This is a genomic window from Butyrivibrio sp. LC3010 (assembly GCF_000424385.1).
Classification (GTDB): domain Bacteria; phylum Bacillota; class Clostridia; order Lachnospirales; family Lachnospiraceae; genus Butyrivibrio.
Genome location: NZ_AUJU01000008.1, coordinates 70,393 through 92,524, shown reverse-complemented (window position 1 = coordinate 92,524; position 22,132 = coordinate 70,393). Strand labels below are relative to the sequence as shown.

Genomic DNA, 22,132 nt, shown 5'->3' with positions numbered 1-22,132 from the left:
GAAATATTTTTTGTCCAGATCAGATATGACAATTTAGAGGAGGTATGACAATTATATGAGAAAGAAATTGGTTTCCATTTTAATGGCATCTGTGATGACTTTTTCACTCATGGCATGTGGTGGTGGTTCAGCTCCTGCAGGGACAGGTGGAGATACCGGAACATCTGCAGGTACATCAACTGACACTTCCGCTTCAGAGCAGACAGATGCGACTGCTGCAGAAAGTACAGATACATCTGACAGTAATGCTGAGTCAGCTCCCAGTGGAGAAATGACAGAAGTAGGAACACCGCGTAACGAGACACTAATTGTTGAAACACAGTCACCTACAGATGTTCCCGGACAGTTCAACACTTATATGCAGGGAACACAGGCAGGCTTTGGTATACATCAGCTTATGTCAGCTATGATGTGGGAAATGGACACTGCAAAGGGTGAGCAGTTTGGTGAAGTTGCAGATGGCATGCCGGAGTCGAATGAGGACTTTACAGAGCATACCGTAAAGATCAGACAGGGTATCAAGTGGTCAGATGGTGTGGATCTTACAGCTAAGGATGTGGCATTCACATTTAACATGATTATGAACACTCCCGGCATTGCAGCAAGTGATTACTACAACTCAATATTTGAATCTGTTGAAGCAACAGATGACTATACCGTAAAGATTAAGACTAAGGAATCTTTCCCGAGACTTGCACTTAAGATGGGTGTTACCATCTGGGGAAATGACCTTCGTATCGTTCCTGAGCATATCTATTCACAGGTTGACGATCCTTCAACCTTCAAGGATGAAAATCCTGTAGTTGCAGGTCCTTATACAGTTAAGTCCTATGATCCTCTTGGAAAATGGATTCTGTATGAGCGCCGTGAGGATTGGGAGAACACCACAGTAGGCGTAGTAACAGGAAAACAGTGCCCGGCAAAATATGTATGGATTCGTTATCTTGGCGATGACACAACTCGTCAGATGGCTATGATCCAGAATGAAGTTGATATCCTCTGCGAAGTTACTCCTGAGATTCTTCAGACTATGATGAGCTCAAATGATAAGATTTCAGCATGGTATAACGAATTCCCTTATGCTACAAGTGATGACCCCTGCTCTAAGGGCCTTGCTTTCTCAGAAGGACAGGGAGCTCCTTATGACAGCGCAGATTTCCGTTGGGGTATTGCACTTGCCATGAACTTTGATGAGATTTCAATGAACGTCTTTGACGGTGCCGGAAGATCATCACCGTTCGGTATCCTTTGCAATACATCAGCTTTCCAGGAACTCTATGGAAAACCGCTTGAAGGATGGCTTAAGGATTTCGAGCTTGATCTTGGCGATGGAACCACAGTAAAGCCTTGGGATTCAGAATATAAGAATCGTATGGCTGAGAAACTTGGTATCACAGGCGATGATGCATATCTTGAAGATATGTTCGGTATGGGATGCATTAAGTATGACCCTGAAGCTGCAACAAAGCTTCTTACTAAAGCCGGCCTCGAGAAGAAGGATGATGGCTGGTACTTTAACGGTGAGCCTTTCACAATCAATCTTACTTACCTTGCAGACACAGAAGCGCAGGCAGGACGTGGCGTGCAGGCAGCTTATGACCAGCTCACAAAGTTTGGTTTGAACTGCAACATTTCTTCTGAGTCATCTGCAACATGGGATGCAAATGGTGGAACAGGTAACTTTGAAATTGCAGGCTACTGGCCTACAGGTTTCATAACAAAGGACATCTACTCACAGATTAACGGCTGGGATGCTGATCTTATCACTCCTCTTGGAGAGATAGGCTCAGGTCAGGGTTCAAGATGGAACAATAAGGAAGCTACAGAGATTATTCACAAGCTTGCAAAAGTTTCTCCTGATTCTGATGAAGCATATGAGCTGGCAACTGACTTTATAAAGGTTCAGTTTACAGAGATGCCTTTCGTTTCTTTCCATTCAGGTGTTAAGTTTGTTCCTACAAATGCAACATATTGGGGCAACTATCCTAATGCAGATAATGCTTACAATGGACCATGGTGGTGGTGGAGCTGCTTTAAGTACATTCTTGCTGAATTCACTCCTCAGTAATATGGCAGCTTGGTTTATATTTTAGATTCTTGTTTTTCTAAGGAAATTCAGGGAAATGTTAAATTCGTATCTTGAGATTATCTCAAAAGCGAATGAAGATCGGGAGGCCGGATGGATATGTAGGGGTATCCATCCGGTGCAACCCACAACTATTAGTAATATATAAAGCAGATGCAGAAAACTAGTTAAAGGTTGGTGGTTTTGTGAAATTCAGGACATATTTCTTAAAACGTCTTTTGACGTGGGCGCTGACCATATGGATTGGCGTTACATTTATATTTTTTATACCCAGAATGTTCCCCTCTGACCCCGTAGAATCCATGATAGGACAGATATCTGCCCGCTCGGGTTCAATGGATCCTGTTCAGATGGAGTCTCTTAGAAGGTCACTCAGAGTCCAGTTCGGACTTGAAGGATCTTTGATGGAACAATATACAACATTCCTTTGGAAAGGACTTTTACATTTTGACTTTGGACCTTCTCTTATGAGTTATCCTGAGTCAGCAGGTAATATTATTTCGACTTACCTGCCTTATACTGTAGGACTCTCCATGACCGCTTCTTTGCTGGCATGGATAATAGGTAATATCATAGGTCTTTTGGCAGGGTTCAGGAAAAACAAAAAATCATCGAAAATTCTGGAGGGCATTGCTATTTGCATATACCCTATCCCATATTTCATAGTTGCACTTGTTTTGCAGATTTTCTTTGCATATGTTTTGGGATGGTTCCCTCTTACAACTACTATAAATAGCTTCCAGGGATTTGCAGTATTTTTTGCTTCACTGATAAAATCCTCAATCCTTCCTGCAATATCTCTGTTACTTGTCGGAACAGGCTGGTGGATCATATCAATGAAATCTCTTGCAGCAACAACATCAGAGGAAGATTACGTACTCTATGCCCGTTACAGAGGCTTATCAGAGGGAGTAATAGGAACAAAATATGTTCTGAAAAACTCAATTCTTACTCAGGTAACAGCCCTTGCAATGAGTCTTGGTGGTGTGTTTGGCGGTTCAATCATGACAGAGATCATCTTCGGATATCCCGGCGTAGGTACGCTTATCCAGAAGGCTATACTTCAGTCTGATTATAATATGATACTTGGCTGCATAACAATTTCTATTGTAGCTATTGCAACCGCGACACTTATTGTGGATCTGGTATACCCGTTCATCGATCCCAGAATCAGGTATTCTTAGCATCGCACCGACCGACATGGCAGGATTACGAAGTAATAGTGCCGTTACATAATAATAAGAGAAGGATGAAGGATGAAAAAGTTTTGGAAAAATGCTAATTTCGCCCTCCGCTCGGGCTTGATAATAACGTCTATATTTTTGATCATTGGGTTTGTAATTTACCTGATTCCTCATAATGATCCATTTATGTTTAACACTTATGATCCGAAGCTCGGTTCAAGCAGTGAACATCTTTTGGGGACTACCTCAATGGGGCAGGATGTTCTGTGGCTTCTTATTGAAGCTATCCATAATTCACTGGTTATAGGTCTTATCGTTGCCACAATAGGAACCGTTGTTGGAGTTTTTGTGGGACTTCTCTCAGGATTTGCAGGAGGTGCACTGGACAGAATTCTTATGGTTATCACTGATACCTTTGTGGTAATCCCGTCACTTCCTATTTTGATTCTGATGACATCCCTCATGAAGGGAACATCTACGGTTATTCTTATAGCTTTGGTTCTGGCCATGTTTGCATGGGCATGGCCGAGCAGACAGATAAGATCAATGGCGCTTACTCTCAAGGAAAGAGACTTTATACAGACAGCAAGATTTTCAGGGGAGAGCACTATTCAGATAGTTGTGACAGAGATACTTCCCTTTGCACTTACCTGGTCACTTTCAAACTTCATGAATGCGACCTTGAATGCTATTGCTTCTGAATCATCCCTGGCAGTTTTGGGACTTTCACCTGCAAACCTTGTATCCCTTGGAAACATGATACAGTGGGCAAGGGAAAGAAATGCCATATTTAATAAGCAATGGCTCTGGATCGGATCACCGATCGTGGCTACTATCGTGATGTTTATAGGCTTGTTCCTGCTGATCACGGGATATAACGACTATCTGGCAATGAAGAGAGGCAGGTGATTATAAATGATAAAGGTTGAGAATCTGTCGACTTCATACAAGACGATCGATGGAGATGTACATGTTTTAAATGATCTTAATTTTACTATAGGCGACAATGAAATTTTTGGAATAGCCGGGGAGTCAGGCTGCGGTAAGACAACACTTCTTAAGACGCTTTACGACATCATTGAGTGGCCCCTGGTAATAGATAAAGGACAGATTGTACTGTCAGGAAAAAAGAACGCCAGGGATTTTGCCTATTCCTCAGGTGAGATCAAAAAGACCTGGTGGAACAACATAGCATATGTTCCGCAGGCTGCCCAGTCGGTTCTTGATCCCATAACAAGACTAAAAAAACAGTTTCTTGATTCCATTCCAAAGGAGGACAGGAAAAAGGAAACTAAAGAGGAGACTCTTAAAAGAGTGGCTAATTATCTTGAGGAGCTAAGTCTTTCACCTGATATTCTTGAAGCATATCCCTTCCAGCTGTCAGGCGGAATGAGACAGCGCGTTATCATAGCCCTCGCAACATTTATGTCGCCCAATGTTGTTCTGGCAGACGAACCTACAACTGCGCTGGACGTAGTTGTTCAGAGGGGAATTCTGATGATGCTTATGCGTTTGCAGAAGCAGCTCAAAAATACCATGGTAATTGTCAGCCATGATATGGGTGTTCACTATCAGATTACAGACAGAATGGGAATAATGTACTCAGGAAGCATGATTGAACTTGGACCTACGGAAGATATTTTCGAAGACCCGATTCATCCCTATACAACAATGCTTGTAAATGCGCTTCCAAAGGTTGGCGATAAGAGTGCGAAGGTTGGTATTCCCGGAAGACCTCCGGCACTTAGGAATCCTCCGCCGGGATGCAGATTTGCACCGCGTTGTCCCTATGCTACAGATAAGTGCAAGGCATCTGTTCCGGAATTCAGGGAGATCAGGCCCGGAAGATTTGTTGCATGCCACTTACTGAAAGAGGGAGGTGGAATGATCAATGTCTGATAAATATTTACTTGAAGTAAAAGGCGTTACCAAAAATTTCCGAATAGGCGGAATGATCAGAGGAAAAAAGATGACGGCTGTTGATAACGTATCGCTTTCAATAGATGCTGATAAGCCTGTCATTTTATCAATAGTTGGAGAGTCCGGATGCGGTAAGTCTACACTTTGCAAGATGATCTTAAGACTTCATACACCGGATGGAGGAGATATCATCCTCAATGGAAAATCCTACAGTGACAAGGAAAAGTATGACGCAAAGCAGTTCAAACTGGACGTACAGCCGATTTTCCAAAATCCTTATGAATCTTTTTCTCCAAGAAAAGCTGTGGATACATATTTGTATAACACCGCGTTAAAGCTTGGAATAGCTAAAAATCAGCAAGAGGCAGAGCAAAAGGCTGACGAAGCTCTAAAGAGTGTAGGAATGTCCCTTGCAGTTGTAAAAGGTAAATATTCAGCACAATTTTCAGGTGGTGAGCTTCAGAGAGTTTCCATCGCCAGAGCGCTAATAACAAGGCCAAAGCTGATAATAGCAGACGAACCGGTTGCGGCTATTGATGCTTCAATGAAGATGAACATTGTCAATCTGTTCAAGGAGCTTAAGGATAAGTACAACATTTCATTTATATATATCACCCATGATCTGTCAACGGCATATTATGTGTCTGATTATATAGCAACTCTTTATCGCGGAGGCCTCATTGAGTACGGCCCCGCTAAGGAACTTATGGACAATCCCGCTCATCCCTATACACAGCTGCTTATGGAAGCAGTTCCGAGAGTCGGGGACAAATGGAACCAGGAATTTGTCATGCCGGACATGGAAGCAAAAGAGTATGCGCTTACCTGCTGTAAGTTTGCACCACGCTGTCCTTATGCTACAGATGAATGCAGACAGAATAAGCCGGATGAAACAAAGCTTGATGGCGGACGAAGTGTTTACTGCTTCCATCATTTAACCGCTAAAGAAGCATAGATTCCTGTTTTTCCTCGGAAAAAAAGTGGTTTCAATTTAAAGTAAAAAAAATCTTTGATGGGAAATAAATTTAATTTTTTGAAAGAAAGGAATAATAATCTAATATGGCAGCTACATGGTTAAAGGATACAGTGTTTTATGAGATTTATCCTCAGTCCTTCTATGACACAAATGGGGATGGAATCGGAGATTTTAATGGAATTATAGAAAAACTTGACTACATAAAGTCCCTTGGATGCAACGCACTCTGGATCAATCCCTGCTTTGATTCACCTTTTGCAGATGCGGGATATGATGTGAGGGATTATAAGAAGGTTGCTCCAAGATACGGTTGCAACAATGATCTTTACAGATTATTTGGAGAAGCTCATAAAAGAGGAATAAAAGTTCTTCTTGATCTTGTTCCCGGTCATACATCAGAGGAACATGAGTGGTTCAGACAGAGCCAGAAAGCTGAAAAGAACGAATACAGCAACAGATATATCTGGTCAGATTTTTGTTTTCAGAGGACAGCGGACCTTAATTATATTGGCGGTGAAAGTGAGAGAAGCGGGACCTATGCTCTTAATTTCTTTAAATGCCAGCCTGCTCTTAACTATGGATTCTTAAATCCCGAGGAGCCCTGGCAGCTTCCAATCGACCATCCTGACTGCATTGCAACAAGAGAAGCCATAAAGGATGTTATGAGATTCTGGCTCGATCATGGCTGCGATGGATTCAGAGTAGATATGGCAGGATCACTGGTAAAGCATGATGATGAAAAACAGACAGGAACCAGTGCGGTATGGCTTGATATCAGAAAAATGCTTGATGAAGAGTATCCGGAGGCTGCAATGGTCGCTGAGTGGAGCAGACCTTCAATAGCATTAAGAGCCGGATATGACATGGATTTTTATTTGAATCATCCGGGAAATGGCTATTCCACTCTTATGAGAGATTATTTTGTAAATGATAAGGAAAAAGAGGATAATTCATTCTTTAAAAAGGATAGTGACGGAGACATAAATCGTTTCCTTGATGAATATGTGAAGTGGTATGAGGATACAAAGGATATAGGTTATATTTCCATGCTAACCTGCAACCACGACACAAACAGACCCAGATATACACTTGAACCCGATGAGCTTAAGATAGCCTATGCATTCATCTTTACTATGCCCGGTGTTCCGTTCCTGTACTATGGTGATGAGATCGGCATGAGATATTTGGAGCTTCCCACAAAGGAGGGTGGCTATTACCGTACAGGTTCACGTACTCCCATGCAGTGGAATAAGGGTAAAAACCTTGGATTCTCCGAGGGCTGCAAGGACAGCCTGTATCTGCCTGTTGATGAAGCAGAAGATGCTCCTACCGTCGAGGAGCAGGAGAAGGATAAGGATTCACTTCTTAATGTAGTAAAAGAGCTCCTTAATCTTCGTCACAGAGAAGAAGACCTGCAGGCAGATGCTGATTTTAAGGTTCTCTGCGCAGAAAAAAATGCTCCTTTTGTATATAAGAGAGGAAGTCTTACAATAGCGGTTAATCCTTCTGATAAAGAAAAAACTGCAGCTTTAACAGTAAAGGGAGAAAAAATATACAGTCTTGGAAATGCTGAAATTGGAGAGGATAAGCTTACTCTTTCTTCTCAGTCTTTTGTAGTAATACGTTAAAATAGCAAGAAACTAAGGCAATACCTTTCAGTTTTTACCTTTCCTATGCAACCCCGGTGCTATAAAATGGTACCGGGGTAAATGCGCTTTAAATATTTTGACTTCCCGGAGGAATTTTTTGAAATCTAAAACGCTTTTTATACTGTTTTCAATATCATGGCTGATTCCAATAGCAGTATTGTTATCATTTATATTTAATCAATATCAGAACGCATACATAGACAGAACTGAAAGTGAGGTTATGAATGCGGTCAATGTCTCGGGGGTTTTATTAAAATCCCATATTGATGAGGCGGCCTCGCGAATATACCGCCAAAGTTCCGGAGAAGAGTGGAAAAGTAATTACAGAAAACTCCAGACGGGGAACCTTAGCAAAGAGGACTATCTGACCTGGATCCGTCTTCAGATTATCAGTAAGTTTTCTCCGGATGATCAGTTTGCTTTTACGGCATTTTATCTGATAAATGAGGATGAGCCTTCGGTTTATGCTGCAAAAAGTGATTTTAATTATGATGACTATATGAAAAATGTGGATGGATATTTAAAGCCCTTTGTTCACAATAAAGAAAAGCAGGCTCAGGTTGCCATAGTCGGTGATCAGATTTATCTTGTTCAGAATCTGTTTTTCTCAATATATGACATCAGTTATGGCGCAGTGGTAGTAGGTCTTGAAAGAGATAAATTCTTTAAGGACATACCTTTGGAAGAGCTTGAGAACATTTTTGTTGAGGTAAATAAAACCGGATATTTTCTCACATATTTCGGAGAGGTTAAAATTCCTGACAACAAAATGAATGTCCTTAGTGGGTTACGAAGCGGCTCTGCAGAGAAACATGAAAGGGGAATACGAAGAACCTTTCAGACAGGATATACAGGCTATAGATATAATGTTGATGAAAGTAATTACAGTCTGGACTTTTACTATATTAAGGATATGGGAGATCTGTACTATGAGATTTCCAGAGTCAATCTGATAGTAATAATTTCAGTCCTTGCAATGCTTCCAATAATGATAATGACTTATTATTACATGCAGAAGAACTCCAAGTACCAGCAGAGAATGGCCACAAAGGATGCCCAGATTGCGGCGCTTCAGGCTCAGATAAATCCGCACTTTTTAAATAATACGCTGGAGATGATGAATTGGCAGGCCAGGATGAACGGGGATACTGAGGTCAGCAAAATGATCGAGGCACTGGGAACAGTTCTTTCTTCCGGAATAAACAGGGACAATGTTGTACTCACAAGATTATCTGATGAGATCAGGTGCGCTGATGCATTTTTATATATCATGTCCATGCGTTTTGGTGACAGGCTGGAGGTTGAAAAGCTGGTGGACACTAATCTTGTAAATGCACTTGTTCCTCAGCTTATTCTGCAGCCAATATTGGAAAACGCCATAAAGCACGGAGTAGAGAGTGTAAGTCATGGTACAATCTGGCTTAATATCTTTGAAGATAATAATGAGCTTATTATAGACGTAATAAATAGCGGAAAGAAAATGAAGACTGAGGATATCGATAGGATAAGCAGGATTATAAGCGGGGAAGATGCTCTTGATAAGAGTGTTCCCGGAGTTCATACCTCAATTGGAATATATAACGTAAACAAGAGAATAGAGCTTATTTTTGGAGAAAAGTATGGTCTGTCCGTTCATCTCATCGATGAGGATAAGATGCAGTTCAGGATGGTAATGCCACTATCCTGAAGCAGGTAGTACAAATCAATGAATATGGAGTATGGTAACCAGATGTATAAAGTGATGATAATAGATGATGAGCCGATAATAGTGGAAGGGCTTAGGAGAAGTGTTGCATGGGATAAGTTTGGCTGTGAAGTAATTGCTACAGCTTACAACGGAGTTGAAGGAAAGACGCTTATCACGGAAAAAAAGCCCGACATGGTTTTCCTTGATATATGCATGCCGGAAATGGACGGACTAAGCATGGTGGCAGCCCTTAAGTCAGAATACAGTAACATGCAGGTGACAATACTTACGGGCTTTCGCGATTTTGAATATGCAAAGACGGCCCTGAATCTGGGGGTTCGACGTTTCCTACTAAAGCCTTCAAATATGGAAGAGATTGAAGAAGCGATTGCATTTATGGTAAGTAAGCTTGACTCTGAAAGCCAGTATGACAAAGCTGTATCAGAAGTGGATGCTGAGCCCGATTTATCAAAAGCAGGAGACCGAAAAGATGCAGATAATGGGAGCAGCATCGGGGAAAAGGCTGATAAGCATGAGGATGCTGCCAATAATTTCATAGTCAGAAATGCAATAGCATATATGGGAGAGCACTACAGTGAAAAAATAATGCTTGCAGAGGTCTCCGAGAAGGTATATGTGAGCCAGTGGCATCTTAGTAAGCTTCTAAACAAGGAGATGGGACAGAATTTTTCAGAGATATTAAACGGCATACGCATTAGAAAAGCCGAGGAGTTTCTTAAAAATCCATCGCTACGGATAGCTGATGTTGCGGAAATGGTCGGCTTTGGTGAGGTCAATCATTTTTCTAAAGTATTTAAGAAAATAAATGGTGTTTCACCTAACGAATACCGCAATAATGGTTCCTGAAGTTTCCTAAAGTGATTCGTTATTTTATAAAAAATTTATGTGCAATAGCGATAATATCAAATTATAATTAAATTAATATATTGCGACTTCTTGTGGGCAAGAATTTAATGCAATTATTCTTATAAAGATATTTTATAATTGGAGAGATTATGAATTATTCAGGGTTTGGATTATTATCGCTTGCTGTGTATGTGATCATAAACAACAGACTTCTAAGGTCAATATCTAAAAAAGAGTTGTCTGAAAATGATATTAAATACAGGTCTTTTCTTATAAGTGTCATACTCTATATGTTCACGGACATCATATGGGGAATTGCGTATGAATGGCATCTGATTAAGCTTGTTTATATTGATACTGTTGTATATTTCATGCTGATGGCCCTTTCTGTTTTGATGTGGACAAGGTTTGTGGTTTCATATCTGAATAACGGCAATTTGTTTGATACAATTCTGACATACACAGGGTGGATAATGTTCACCTTTGTAATGTCGTGTCTTTTAGTTAATTTCATGTATCCAATTCTTTTCTCATTTGATCAGAACGGAGTGTACACTCCTCATCCTGTCAGATATCTGTTTCTTATAGCCCAGGTTTTTCTGTTTGCAGCAACAACTTTATGTGCCCTGATTACATTTTTTAAGTCATCGGGAGAAAACAAACAGCGTACAATTACGATAACTATTTCATGTATTGTCATGATCTTATTTATAATTCTGCAGACCTGTGCGCCATTACTGCCTCTTTATAATATTGGCTGCCTTTTTGCATCGTGTCTTGTTCATGTTTTTCTTGAAGAGAATGAGGCTCGGAAGAAGAACAGGAAGCTTTCGAAGGCATTGTGGGATGCTGAGAAGGCAAGTGCTGCAAAGGCAGCTTTTCTGGCAAATATGAGTCATGAGATTCGCACTCCCATAAATACTATCATTGGAATGAATGAGATAATTCTTCGCGACAGTAATGATGATAAGGTCATATCCTGCGCAGAAAATATCAGGGAGTCTGCCACCAGTCTGCTGAGAATAATAAGTGGAATTCTTGAGTTCTCTAATGTTGAAATAGGAGAAACAGAGCTTGTAAATGTAGAATACTACATGCCTGAACTTATAGATGATCTCTACAATTTTATCCGTTTCAGAGTGGAGGATAAGGGACTGGAATTACATATGGATATAGATCCAAATCTTCCTAAAAGAGTGATAGGTGATGAACTAAAGATAAAGCAGGTCATCACGCATCTTCTGACTAATGCAGTGAAGTTCACGGATAAAGGCAAGATAATTTTCAGGGCACGTCTACGTGGCATAGAAGGAGAAAATGCCCATATCAGATTTACTGTCACCGATACTGGTCTTGGAATCAAGGATGCGGATAAGGAAAAACTGTTTATAGCATTTGAGCGTATAGATACTGAAAAGAAAAATTCAGAAAAAGGCCCAGGTGTAGGTCTTGCCATGTCAGCCCATTTGCTTGATATGATGGGATCAAAATTTAATGTTCAAAGTATCCATGGCATGGGCTCTGAATTCAGCTTTGAACTCACTCAGCAGATCACTGATAAAAATATTATCGGTTCAAACTGGAAGAATGAAGTTAACTCAGTAACTGAAACTAAAAAACAAGAGCACCATTCATTTAAAGCGCCTGATTGCAGAATGCTTCTTGTTGATGATACGGATCTTAACCTTGAGGTTATCTGCGGACTTCTTGAGCCTACAAAGATAAAGATAGATACTGCAAGTAGTGGAGAGGAATGTATCCGCAAATTCGGAGAAAATTCTTATGATATTGTTTTCCTTGATTATATGATGCCTAAGATGGATGGAATTGAGACATTAAAAAGGATGAAGGAAGACTATCCGGAAAAAACTCTGGCAACTCCTGTAATATCCTTTACCGCAAGTGCTGTTTCAGGGGAGCGGGAGCGTATGCTATCTGAAGGCTTCACCGATTATCTGACAAAACCGGTCGTGATTTCCAAAATGATGGATATGCTCATTAAGTATCTGCCGGAAAGTAAGATCAGTACAACGGATGAAAGCGATTTACAGGCTCAGGATGTAAGTTCTGAACAGACTCATGAGGTCAGCTTTGAAGGAATACCCCGTGAGCTTTCTGAGCTTCCATGGATTAATGTAAGTGAAGGTATCGATTACTGTGGAACCCCGGAAACCTATATGATGGCACTTTCAATATTCGTGAAGGGAATAGAGGAGAAGGCGGCATTATTGGAAGACTGCCTTTCAAAGGATGATATAAAGCTGTTTACGATAAATGTTCACGCAATAAAGAGCAGTGCGCTTACCGTAGGTATGGCTGATATTTCAGCTAAGGCAAAAGAACTTGAACTGCTTGGCAAAGCCGGCGACAGGGAAAAGATTGACGATAAGTTCCCTGACTTTATTGAAGATTTCAGAAATCTTGCGACGGTTTTGGAGAAGCTTGTAGGCTGAATTTTCTCTGAATAATATAGACTGGCAGAGTAAAAATATTGTTTTTAGCAATAACTTCGCTTATTGTAGTAAAATGTTTGTAGATTTTGAATATCGAATTTCTGAAGAAATTCGGTATCCTATAGATTATTGAATTTCTTCAGAAATTCGATAATCGTATTGGACCAGTTCCTTGCGAAGCAAGGGGCGTGTCTGGCGAAGCCAGATTTCCGAACGATTTTCCTTGTTATCGTTCGGAAAGTCATAACTTATGTACTGCGAAGGAGATGGAAACGATATGAGAATTGTTTATATGGGAACGCCGGATTTTTCCGTGCCGCCTCTTGAAAAGATGATAGAAAACGGACATGAGATAGTAGCTGTAGTTACTCAGCCTGATAAGCCCAAGGGAAGAAGTGACAAGCTTATGCCCTCACCTGTAAAGGAGTGCGCATTAAAGCATGGACTTAAAATTCTGCAGCCGGTGAAAATAAGGGAAAAGGAGACAGTCGAGGAGCTAAAGTCTCTAAATGCAGATATTTTTGTTGTTGCTGCATTTGGTCAGATTTTATCCCAGGAGGTTTTGGATATTCCTAAGTTTGGATGCATAAACATTCATGCTTCCCTTCTTCCGAAGTACAGAGGGGCTGCTCCGATACAGATGTGTATCCTGAACGGAGACAAGACAACAGGTGTTACAATTATGCAGATGAATGCAGGAATGGATACCGGTGATATACTTATAACCAGGGAGATTCCCATTGAAGAGGAGGATACTGCAGGTACACTTTTTGATAAGCTCATGTATCTTGGAGCTGATCTTGTAGTTGAAGCTCTTCCCATGATTGAAAAAGGTGAGCTTACACCGGTACCCCAGAATGATGCAGAGGCTACAAAGTGCGGCAAGATTTCCAAGGAAATGGGACATATTGACTGGAATGATTCTGCAGAAAAGATTAACAACCTTGTAAGAGGCATGAATCCATGGCCCAGTGCATATACAGGTCTCAACGGGAAAATGCTTAAGATCTGGAAGGCAGGAATCTGCAGAATCGCTGATGAGAAAGCTACGGCAGGACAGCCGGGAACCATTAATTCTGTTTCCAGGGACAGCTTTTTCGTTAATACCGGTGACGGAATCCTTGAAGTCACAGAGATTCAGCTTGAAGGAAAAAAGCGCATGCCTGTTTCAGCTTTCCTTGCAGGAAACAGTATAGGTGCAGGGGATAAGCTGCAGTAAAAGATTTATAGATGTGGAGGAATGAAAAATGTATACATATGGATATTACGGCGGAATGATGTTTGATTACACATATATTCTGGTTTTAATAGGCGCACTTCTTTGCATGCTTGCAAGTGCAAGGGTGAATTCAACCTATAACAAATATGCAAGAGTAAGAAGTATGTCAGGCATGACAGGTGCACAGGTCGCAGAAGAGATATTGAGGAGAAATGGAATTAATAATGTCTGTGTGGCGCATGTTCCGGGTAATCTTTCAGATCACTTTGATCCGAGGAATAATACGGTTAATCTGTCTGACAGCACCTATGGCTCAACCAGCGTAGCAGCCATCGGTGTTGCTGCTCATGAGTGCGGTCATGTACTTCAGCATCATCAGGGCTATGTGCCGATCAAGATCAGGTCTGCACTTGTTCCTGCAGCTAACTTTGGTTCGAAGATAGGGCTTCCTATTATTATCATAGGTCTTATCATAGGTATGACACCTCTTGCTAAAATAGGAATTTGGGTGTTCTCACTGGCAGTTTTATTCCAGCTTGTAACACTTCCTGTAGAATTTGATGCTTCTCACAGAGCACTTGTAATGCTGAATGAATACGGAATCCTTGCTGAGGATGAGGTAGATAAATCAAGAAAAGTTCTTAATGCAGCTGCACTTACCTATGTGGCAGCGGCCGCTTCATCTATTTTGCAGCTTCTCCGTCTGGTTTTGATTGTAAATGGCGGAAGACGCAATAGGAGGTAAAATGGCTGGAAAGGTCAATGAAAGAAAAATCGCATTGGATATACTGACAGAGATGGGAAAAAGTGAATCCTATCAGAAATCTGCAGTAAAACTGGCGCTTAATAAATATGATTTCCTTGAATCAAAACAGAAGGCTTTCATAAAATACCTCGCAGAGGGAACGATAGAGCGTCAGATAAGCCTTGATTATGTTATAAGTCAGTTTTCCAAAACTCCTATATCAAAAATGTCTAAGGTGATCCTGTATATAATCAGGATGGGAGCCTTCCAGATACTGTACATGGATTCAGTGCCTGATTCAGCTGCTGTAAATGAAGCAGTAAAGCTTACTTCCAAGATGCATTTATTTGGATTGAAAGGTTTTGTAAATGCAGTGCTTAGGAATATTTCCAGAAATAAGGAAGAAATAGTATGGCCAAATCCCGGTGAGTCAAAGGAATCCAGGATAAAGTTTTTATCGGTTAAATATGCTGAGCCGGAGTGGTTATCAGAGATGTTTCTTGAGAACTATGGCTTTAAACAGACCAGAGATATTTTTAAGTTCTTCCTGGAGCCAAGACCTGTGACTGTGAGATTCAGCTCCAGGTTTAGCAACGAGGAGCTTCGTAAGATTCTGCTTAAGATGAAGCATGCAAATAACGGTACGATAGAAATGAAGCCAAGCTCTTTACTTCATTACGCCATGGATCTTTATCATACAGACAATATAAGATATCTGCCCGGATTTGAGGAGGGTGCTTTCATGGTTCAGGACATCAGCTCCATGCTGGTTACTGAGGTGGCAGGCATCAAAAAAGGTGACACAGTTATTGATGTCTGCGCTGCTCCCGGAGGAAAGAGCCTTCATGCAGCTGACGTACTTAGTCAGACAGGAAAGGTTATAGCAAGAGATATATCTGAAAATAAGTGCATTTTAATTCGTGAAAACGTCATGAGAATGAAGCTTTCAAATGTGACTGTTGAAGACTATGATGCTGAGAAGCACGATGCGGGACTTGAGAATAAGGCAGATGTTTTGTACTGTGATCTTCCCTGTTCAGGACTTGGAGTTATTGCAAGAAAGCCTGATATCAAAATGAACACGGACATAAATGCAATAAATAACCTTCAGATAAAGCAGCGCAATATCTTAAACAGCGTCTGGAATTATGTAAAGCCCGGCGGTACACTTATATACAGTACATGTACCATGACTAAGCAGGAAAACGAGGAAAATTTCAGATGGATACTGCAAAATCTTCCCTTTGAAGCAGTGAGTATAAAGGAGCGGCTTCCTGAGAAAATGAGGGAGATTCCTACAGCATGCGCGGGATATATTCAGATTATTCCCGGAGAATATGGAACTGACGGATTTTTTATAGCAAAGTTTAAGCGTAAGGAAAACTAATGACAGATATAAAATCACTTACAAAAGAAGAATTAACAGACTTTATTAAAGACATGGGTGAGCCCGGCTTCAGAGCCGGGCAAATTTATGACTGGATGCACAAGAAGCAGGCAGCAGGTTTTGATGAGATGACTAATCTCTCAAAGGGACTCCGTGACAAGCTCTCGAAGGAGTGCGAATATGTATCTCTCAAAATTGAGAGAGTACAGGAATCCAGGATTGACGGAACCAGAAAATACCTTTTTGAGCTTGCTGACGGCAATCTTATAGAGAGTGTTTTCATGAAATATCGCTTTGGAAACAGCGTATGTGTTTCATCACAGGTAGGATGCCGCATGGGATGCAGATTTTGTGCGTCAACTATCGACGGAGTTGAGAGGAATCTCAGACCCTCCGAGATACTTGATCAGATCTATGCAATAATGCGCGACACCGGGGAAAAGGTATCACGAGTTGTTGTCATGGGAAGCGGAGAGCCCCTCGATAACTATGATAATGTGATCAGATTTGTAAAACTCTTAACTGACGAGAACGGATACAACTTAGGGCAGAGAAATCTTACAATTTCAACCTGTGGCATAGTTCCTAATATGAAGAGACTGGCAGAGGAAAAACTTCAGATCAATCTTGCGATTTCCCTCCATGCATCCAATCAGACAAAGCGTCAGGAGCTTATGCCTATCGCTAACAAGTACTCGATTGAAGAACTGCTTGATGCCTGCAGGGATTACTTTGATAAGACCGGACGCCAGCTGACATTTGAGTATTCACTGGTTGGTGGTGTTAATGATACGGATGCTGATGCTGATGAGCTTGCAGGTCTTCTTAAGGATCTTAACTGCGTGGTAAATCTCATTCCTGTTAATCCTATTAAAGAACGTGACTATGTAGAGAGCACAGCTGAGAGAGTTCAGGCCTTTAAGAGGATGCTTGAAAAGAGGCATATAAATGCCACAATAAGGCGAGAGATGGGAAGAGATATCGATGGCGCCTGCGGACAGTTAAGACGCCGCCATATAAGTGAGAAGAAGGGTTACTGTTCAGACAGCTCTGCGCACTTGCTGCGCTGAGCGTGAGAATGTTCTACGTCTTGAATATAGGATTTGCCCCTTTGCCGAAGGCAACTGGAATGGGCAAATCCAGTTGCTGTGAGCACCGTAAGGTGTGAACAGTAACGAAGAAGCAGGAAAACTGAGAAATTAAAACTTTTTAGAATTTACAGGAAAATTGCAGTTGACTATTTTTCCTAATTTATTGTAAAAAATATTTTGGCTTGCATATTCTTGACTATCGGATATAATGCTAAAGAAAAACTTTGTAAGAAAAGAGGAATCATACATGAAACAGGCATTTGATAATGACAAATATCTCCAGATGCAGTCTGAGCGGATCCGTGAAAGAATCGGACAGTTTGGCGGAAAGCTCTATATGGAGTTCGGAGGAAAGCTTTTTGATGATTATCACGCTTCAAGAGTTTTACCCGGATTTCAGCCTGACTCAAAAATCCGCATGCTCACTCAGTTAAAAGAGGATGTTGAAATTGTTATAGTTATAAATGCGGGAGATATCGAGAAGAACAAGGTCAGAGGTGATCTTGGAATCACTTATGATATGGATGTTCTCAGACTTATCGATGCTTTTCATGGATATGGTTTATATGTAGGTTCTGTCGTACTTACAAGATATGACGGAACTGAGCAGGTGGTTGCTTATCAGAAAAAACTTGAAGCACTTGGACTTAAGGTTTACAGACATTACACAATTCCCGGATATCCGTCCAATATTCCTATGATAATAAGTGAAGATGGATACGGAAAGAATGAGTATATAGAGACCAAGCATTCTCTTGTCGTTGTGACTGCACCGGGTCCCGGAAGCGGAAAGATGGCAGTTTGCCTCTCACAGCTTTATCATGAAAACAGACATGGTGTTAAGGCAGGTTATGCTAAATTTGAGACATTCCCTATCTGGAATATTCCTCTTCAGCACCCTGTAAATCTTGCGTATGAAGCAGCTACCGTAGACCTTGCAGATATGAATATGATCGATCCCTATCACCTTGAGGCCTATGGCGTCACAACTGTTAACTATAACCGTGACGTTGCGGTATTCCCTGTTCTTAATACGATGTTTAAGCAGATTTACGGCGATTCACCCTACAAGTCACCTACTGATATGGGTGTTAATATGGCAGGTAACTGCATCATTGATGATGAAGCAGCACAGGCAGCAGGTAAGCAGGAGATAATAAGACGTTATTTCAAGGAATTGTGTGAACAGAGAAAGGGAGAAATCAACCAGGATAGAATTGATACCCTTGAGATTTTGATGCAGAAGGCCGGCTGCAGTATTCAGGACAGAGCTCCGGTTGCTGCCGCAAATCTGAAGGCTGAACTTACAGGTGCTCCCGCAGCAGCCATAGAGCTTCCGGATGGACAGGTTGTGACAGGTAAGACCAGTGCACTTATGGGTGCTACAAGTGCCATGCTCCTTAATGCTCTTAAGGTAATGGCAGGAATTCCTGATGAAGTAGAGCTGATATCCCATACGATCATTGAGCCTATACAGAATCTTAAGGTTCAGCAGCTTGGAGGACATAACCCTCACCTTCATATCGGTGAGATTCTCATTGCCCTTACAATCTGTGCTGCTACGGATGAAACTGCAAAGGCAGCTTTGGACCAGGTTGATAAGCTGAGAGGACTGGAGGTTCACTCCACAGTAATCCTTTCTCCCGCAGATGAGTCTACATTCCATAAGCTTGGAGTTAATCTTACCTGCGAGCCTAAATATCAGACCAAGAAGTTGTTCCACGGCTGATAATACGATTCTCTGGACGTCATAAGCAAAGGATGATTCCTTTGTATGACTTGTAATAAAGAAGCAGATATGAGCAGAGTTTTACACGCTTAACGAAAAAACATTTACTTCATAATGATTTTAGATATTGTTCAGAATTGTTTTTGACAGAGCGTGCTATAATTAACTCATGAAACTTATATCGGCGTGTGTAGGAGGTTCTCTATGAATCAAAGCTTATACGATGCGGTATTTTGTGTGGATGTTGGTGGACAGAAGATTGATCCGTTTGCAGCTGCCACAATCGATTTTGGAAAAGTTATTGGCGATATGAAACTTGGCGGATATGAGATTACATCTCTTCATGTGGCTGAGTTCATAGTTCTTCATTGGCTTGATGATATAAGAAAAAATAAAACGCAGCTTATCCATGATACTATGGATATGGATAACAGAGATGATTTCTGCAGACAGAAATATGGATTATCCTGGAAAGACATTGACGCCCTGGATCCGACTTCGGATTTTGAATTCGATTTAAAGAGCGGACAGGTTATTCTGTTCCTGGCACATGATGCTCAATATAAAGAAGATGCTTATATGAAGATGTTTGGCCAGGAACTCAACAGATTCTGTCAGGAGACAGGATTCCTTTATACGAAGCTTGGCGAGGCTATTTAATTACCTTGCTTTACATTTTATTCCTCCTTTCCTTTCTAAAATATTGTTACAAAGATGGCCTGACGAGAGTATACCTCCGCCGGGTCTTCTTTTTGCGTGAAAAAGCAGAGCCATGTGGTTTGAAAAACAACTTAATCCTTCTAGTTTCTTAAGGTTTTCTTAAAAACAATCCTCCAATATTATATTTTTATTACAAATTTGCTATGATATTTTTAGTGTCGCCTTAGTCTTTTTTGTTTTGTACATAGGAGGAAAAAATATGCTGAATAGAGGAGATTGCGTTGTTTATGGTAATCATGGGCTTTGCGAGGTAAAAGACATTTTGGTTCCGTCTTTCCTTGAGAGAGGTAACGAAACGCTCTACTACAGCATGGTTTCAAGTATTGACAATAAGGGAATCCTTTATGTTCCTGTTGATGGAGCAGAGGAGAAGATGAGAGAAGCTATTGATGCTGATGAAGCAGAAGAGCTTATCGATGAGATTGAGGAGCTTGAGGTTTATGATATTCCTCAGGGTAAGAAAGCAGAAGCAGTTATCGTTGATGTTATTAAGAGAAATAAGGCTCCTGAGATGATGTGTCTTGTTAAGTCACTTCGTCAGATCAAGGCTACCAGAGCCGCTGAAGGCAAGAAGTTTGCATCCATGGATGAGAAGTATTTAAGCATTGCAGAGAAGCTTCTTTATTCTGAGATGGCTTACTCCATGGAGTCAAAACTCGATGAGGTTAAAGAGAGGGTTTGTGGTGAACTTTCACAGCTTACTCTTGTTTGATTAAAATTTAATAAAAGAATTATAATGAATTGCTAAAGATGTCAGTGATTTTTCTCTGACATCTTTTTTATTTTTATTTTATAAAATTTATAGCCATTAAAACGTATAATTATTACATAGATATATTATTGATGGTAGGGTAGAAGTCCATAATGCGATTATGGCTGTATAAATCGCAACGTGACATATTGACTGCAAAGCATGGGAAAGTAGCAATTTCTTTTGATGCACACATCATATTTTCAGGAAGTGCAAAAAATAAAGTTGCAGAATGGAGGACTTTATATGGTTTCATTTCTGATTGCTTTAGGAGTACTTGTTATAGGATATAACGGATATGGAAGAGTGGTGGAGATGATTTTCGGACCGGATGATCGGAAAACTCCTGCCTATGAGATCAATGATGGAGTTGACTTTATTCCCATGCCAACCTGGAAGGCACTTCTTATTCAGTTGCTAAACATTGCAGGTACCGGACCGATTTTTGGTGCTATCATGGGGGCATGCTTTGGACCGATTGTATTTTTCTGGATTGTGCTTGGAGCTATATTTGGAGGTGCAGTACATGATTTCATGTGCGGAATGATTTCAGAGAGACATAATGGTGCCTCTATATCAGAGCTTTCCGGTATATACATGAACAAAGTAGTGCTGTATATAATGCGTGTATTTTCACTGATTCTGCTGATTCTAACCGGAACTGTATTTGTTACCAGTCCTGCGGCGCTTATTGCCAGAATTACGCCGGATTTTCTGACGGAATCATTTTGGGTAGTTCTGATACTTATCTATTATTTGATTGCAACGCTTTTACCTATTGATAAGGTTATCGGTAAGCTTTATCCGATTTTTGCCGTAGTACTCATTATAATGGCTTTTGCAATTGCAGGTGGAACGCTTTTTTCAAAACAATATCATCTTCAGGAGATCTCACTTGTAAACATGCATCCGGACGGATTACCGGTTTGGCCATATATGTTTGTGACGGTAGCCTGTGGCGCTATTTCGGGATTTCACGCGACTCAGTCACCGATGATGTCCAAGTGTATTATAAGTGAGCGCAGAGGTCGAAGGGTTTTCTATGGAGCGATGATAATTGAGTCTGTCATTGCTCTTGTGTGGGCTGCCGGAGGATTGGCTTTTTATGGCAATACTACAGACTTAAATTCAGCAATAGCAACCTTGGGACAATCCGGGACAGTATATGACATCAGCAGAACCATGCTTAAAGGAGTTGGAGGTTTGCTGGCAATTATAGGTGTTGTTGTATGTCCAATAACATCCGGGGATACTGCATTTAGAAGTGCAAGACTCATTCTTGCAGAGTGGACCGGGCTTGATCAAAAGAGCATAAAGAAACGACTTATTCTCACGATTCCGCTCCTGCTGATCGGAGCGGTGCTTACACAGCTTGACTTTAATGTACTGTGGAGATATTTCTCATGGAGTAATCAGACACTGGCCATGATAGCACTGTGGATTGCTACATCTTATCTGATCAAAAAAGGAAAAAGAAGATTCGATTCATTGATAACAGCGCTTCCTGCAACATTTATGTCAGCTGTCAGCATGACCTATTTCATGATGGGTAAGGAATGCCTTGGAATGTCAAAGACTATAGGTTATCCTGTCGGAATTATTTTTGCAGCAGCTCTGTTTATTGTATATTTAAGGATAAATGCAAAACAGTGGAGCAATTAAGAATGA

At 40.9% G+C, this 22,132-nt stretch carries 17 protein-coding genes; all 17 read left to right on the top strand.

What is annotated here, in order from left to right; all coding sequences use genetic code 11:
- The first annotated feature begins 55 nt into the window (after nt 1-55).
- On the top strand, nt 56-2,068 hold the full coding sequence (locus G622_RS0107840; protein ID WP_026510249.1) for an ABC transporter substrate-binding protein: 2,013 nt from the start codon (nt 56-58) through the stop codon (nt 2,066-2,068).
- Between the two features lie 203 nt (nt 2,069-2,271).
- Nucleotides 2,272-3,270, top strand: coding sequence for an ABC transporter permease (locus G622_RS0107835; RefSeq protein ID WP_026510248.1), 999 nt, complete (start codon nt 2,272-2,274; stop codon nt 3,268-3,270).
- Nucleotides 3,271-3,342: 72 nt separating this feature from the next.
- Nucleotides 3,343-4,179: an ABC transporter permease gene (locus tag G622_RS0107830; RefSeq protein ID WP_026510247.1), complete on the top strand. Its 837-nt coding sequence runs from the start codon at nt 3,343-3,345 to the stop codon at nt 4,177-4,179.
- A 6-nt stretch (nt 4,180-4,185) separates the two neighbouring features.
- Complete coding sequence (locus G622_RS0107825; protein ID WP_026510246.1) at nt 4,186-5,169, top strand: ABC transporter ATP-binding protein; 984 nt, start codon at nt 4,186-4,188, stop codon at nt 5,167-5,169.
- Complete coding sequence (locus G622_RS0107820; RefSeq protein ID WP_026510245.1) at nt 5,162-6,145, top strand: ABC transporter ATP-binding protein; 984 nt, start codon at nt 5,162-5,164, stop codon at nt 6,143-6,145. The genes G622_RS0107825 and G622_RS0107820 overlap by 8 nt, the downstream gene beginning before the upstream one ends.
- 104 nt (nt 6,146-6,249) lie before the next feature.
- Nucleotides 6,250-7,794 carry an alpha-amylase family glycosyl hydrolase gene (locus G622_RS0107815; protein WP_026510244.1) on the top strand — a complete coding sequence of 515 codons (1,545 nt, stop codon included), beginning with the start codon at nt 6,250-6,252 and terminating at the stop codon, nt 7,792-7,794.
- A 118-nt stretch (nt 7,795-7,912) separates the two neighbouring features.
- Nucleotides 7,913-9,502 carry a sensor histidine kinase gene (locus tag G622_RS24490; protein ID WP_026510243.1) on the top strand — a complete coding sequence of 530 codons (1,590 nt, stop codon included), beginning with the start codon at nt 7,913-7,915 and terminating at the stop codon, nt 9,500-9,502.
- Between the two features lie 18 nt (nt 9,503-9,520).
- Nucleotides 9,521-10,369 (top strand): response regulator transcription factor, encoded by an 849-nt coding sequence (locus G622_RS0107805; protein ID WP_242832981.1) that lies wholly within the window; start codon nt 9,521-9,523, stop codon nt 10,367-10,369.
- 149 nt (nt 10,370-10,518) lie between these two features.
- Nucleotides 10,519-12,822 carry a response regulator gene (locus G622_RS24485; RefSeq protein ID WP_026510241.1) on the top strand — a complete coding sequence of 768 codons (2,304 nt, stop codon included), beginning with the start codon at nt 10,519-10,521 and terminating at the stop codon, nt 12,820-12,822.
- A gap of 277 nt (nt 12,823-13,099) precedes the next feature.
- The gene (gene fmt, locus G622_RS0107795) at nt 13,100-14,041 is read left to right on the top strand and encodes a methionyl-tRNA formyltransferase (RefSeq protein WP_026510240.1); all 942 of its coding nucleotides are present in this window, start codon (nt 13,100-13,102) and stop codon (nt 14,039-14,041) included.
- A 28-nt stretch (nt 14,042-14,069) separates the two neighbouring features.
- Nucleotides 14,070-14,786, top strand: a complete 717-nt coding sequence (locus G622_RS0107790) for a zinc metallopeptidase (RefSeq protein ID WP_026510239.1) — start codon at nt 14,070-14,072, stop codon at nt 14,784-14,786.
- 1 nt (nt 14,787) lies between these two features.
- Complete coding sequence (gene rsmB / locus G622_RS0107785; RefSeq protein ID WP_026510238.1) at nt 14,788-16,173, top strand: 16S rRNA (cytosine(967)-C(5))-methyltransferase RsmB; 1,386 nt, start codon at nt 14,788-14,790, stop codon at nt 16,171-16,173.
- Complete coding sequence (gene rlmN, locus G622_RS22125; RefSeq protein ID WP_044957328.1) at nt 16,173-17,243, top strand: 23S rRNA (adenine(2503)-C(2))-methyltransferase RlmN; 1,071 nt, start codon at nt 16,173-16,175, stop codon at nt 17,241-17,243. Before rsmB ends, rlmN begins: the two co-directional genes overlap by 1 nt.
- Nucleotides 17,244-17,511: 268 nt before the next feature.
- Nucleotides 17,512-18,993 (top strand): DUF1846 domain-containing protein, encoded by a 1,482-nt coding sequence (locus G622_RS0107775; protein ID WP_026510237.1) that lies wholly within the window; start codon nt 17,512-17,514, stop codon nt 18,991-18,993.
- Nucleotides 18,994-19,197: 204 nt separating this feature from the next.
- On the top strand, nt 19,198-19,653 hold the full coding sequence (locus tag G622_RS0107770; protein ID WP_026510236.1) for a hypothetical protein: 456 nt from the start codon (nt 19,198-19,200) through the stop codon (nt 19,651-19,653).
- 259 nt (nt 19,654-19,912) lie between these two features.
- On the top strand, nt 19,913-20,425 hold the full coding sequence (locus tag G622_RS0107765; RefSeq protein ID WP_026510235.1) for a CarD family transcriptional regulator: 513 nt from the start codon (nt 19,913-19,915) through the stop codon (nt 20,423-20,425).
- A gap of 285 nt (nt 20,426-20,710) precedes the next feature.
- The gene (locus G622_RS0107760) at nt 20,711-22,126 is read left to right on the top strand and encodes a carbon starvation CstA family protein (protein WP_026510234.1); all 1,416 of its coding nucleotides are present in this window, start codon (nt 20,711-20,713) and stop codon (nt 22,124-22,126) included.
- The last annotated feature ends 6 nt before the right edge of the window (nt 22,127-22,132 follow it).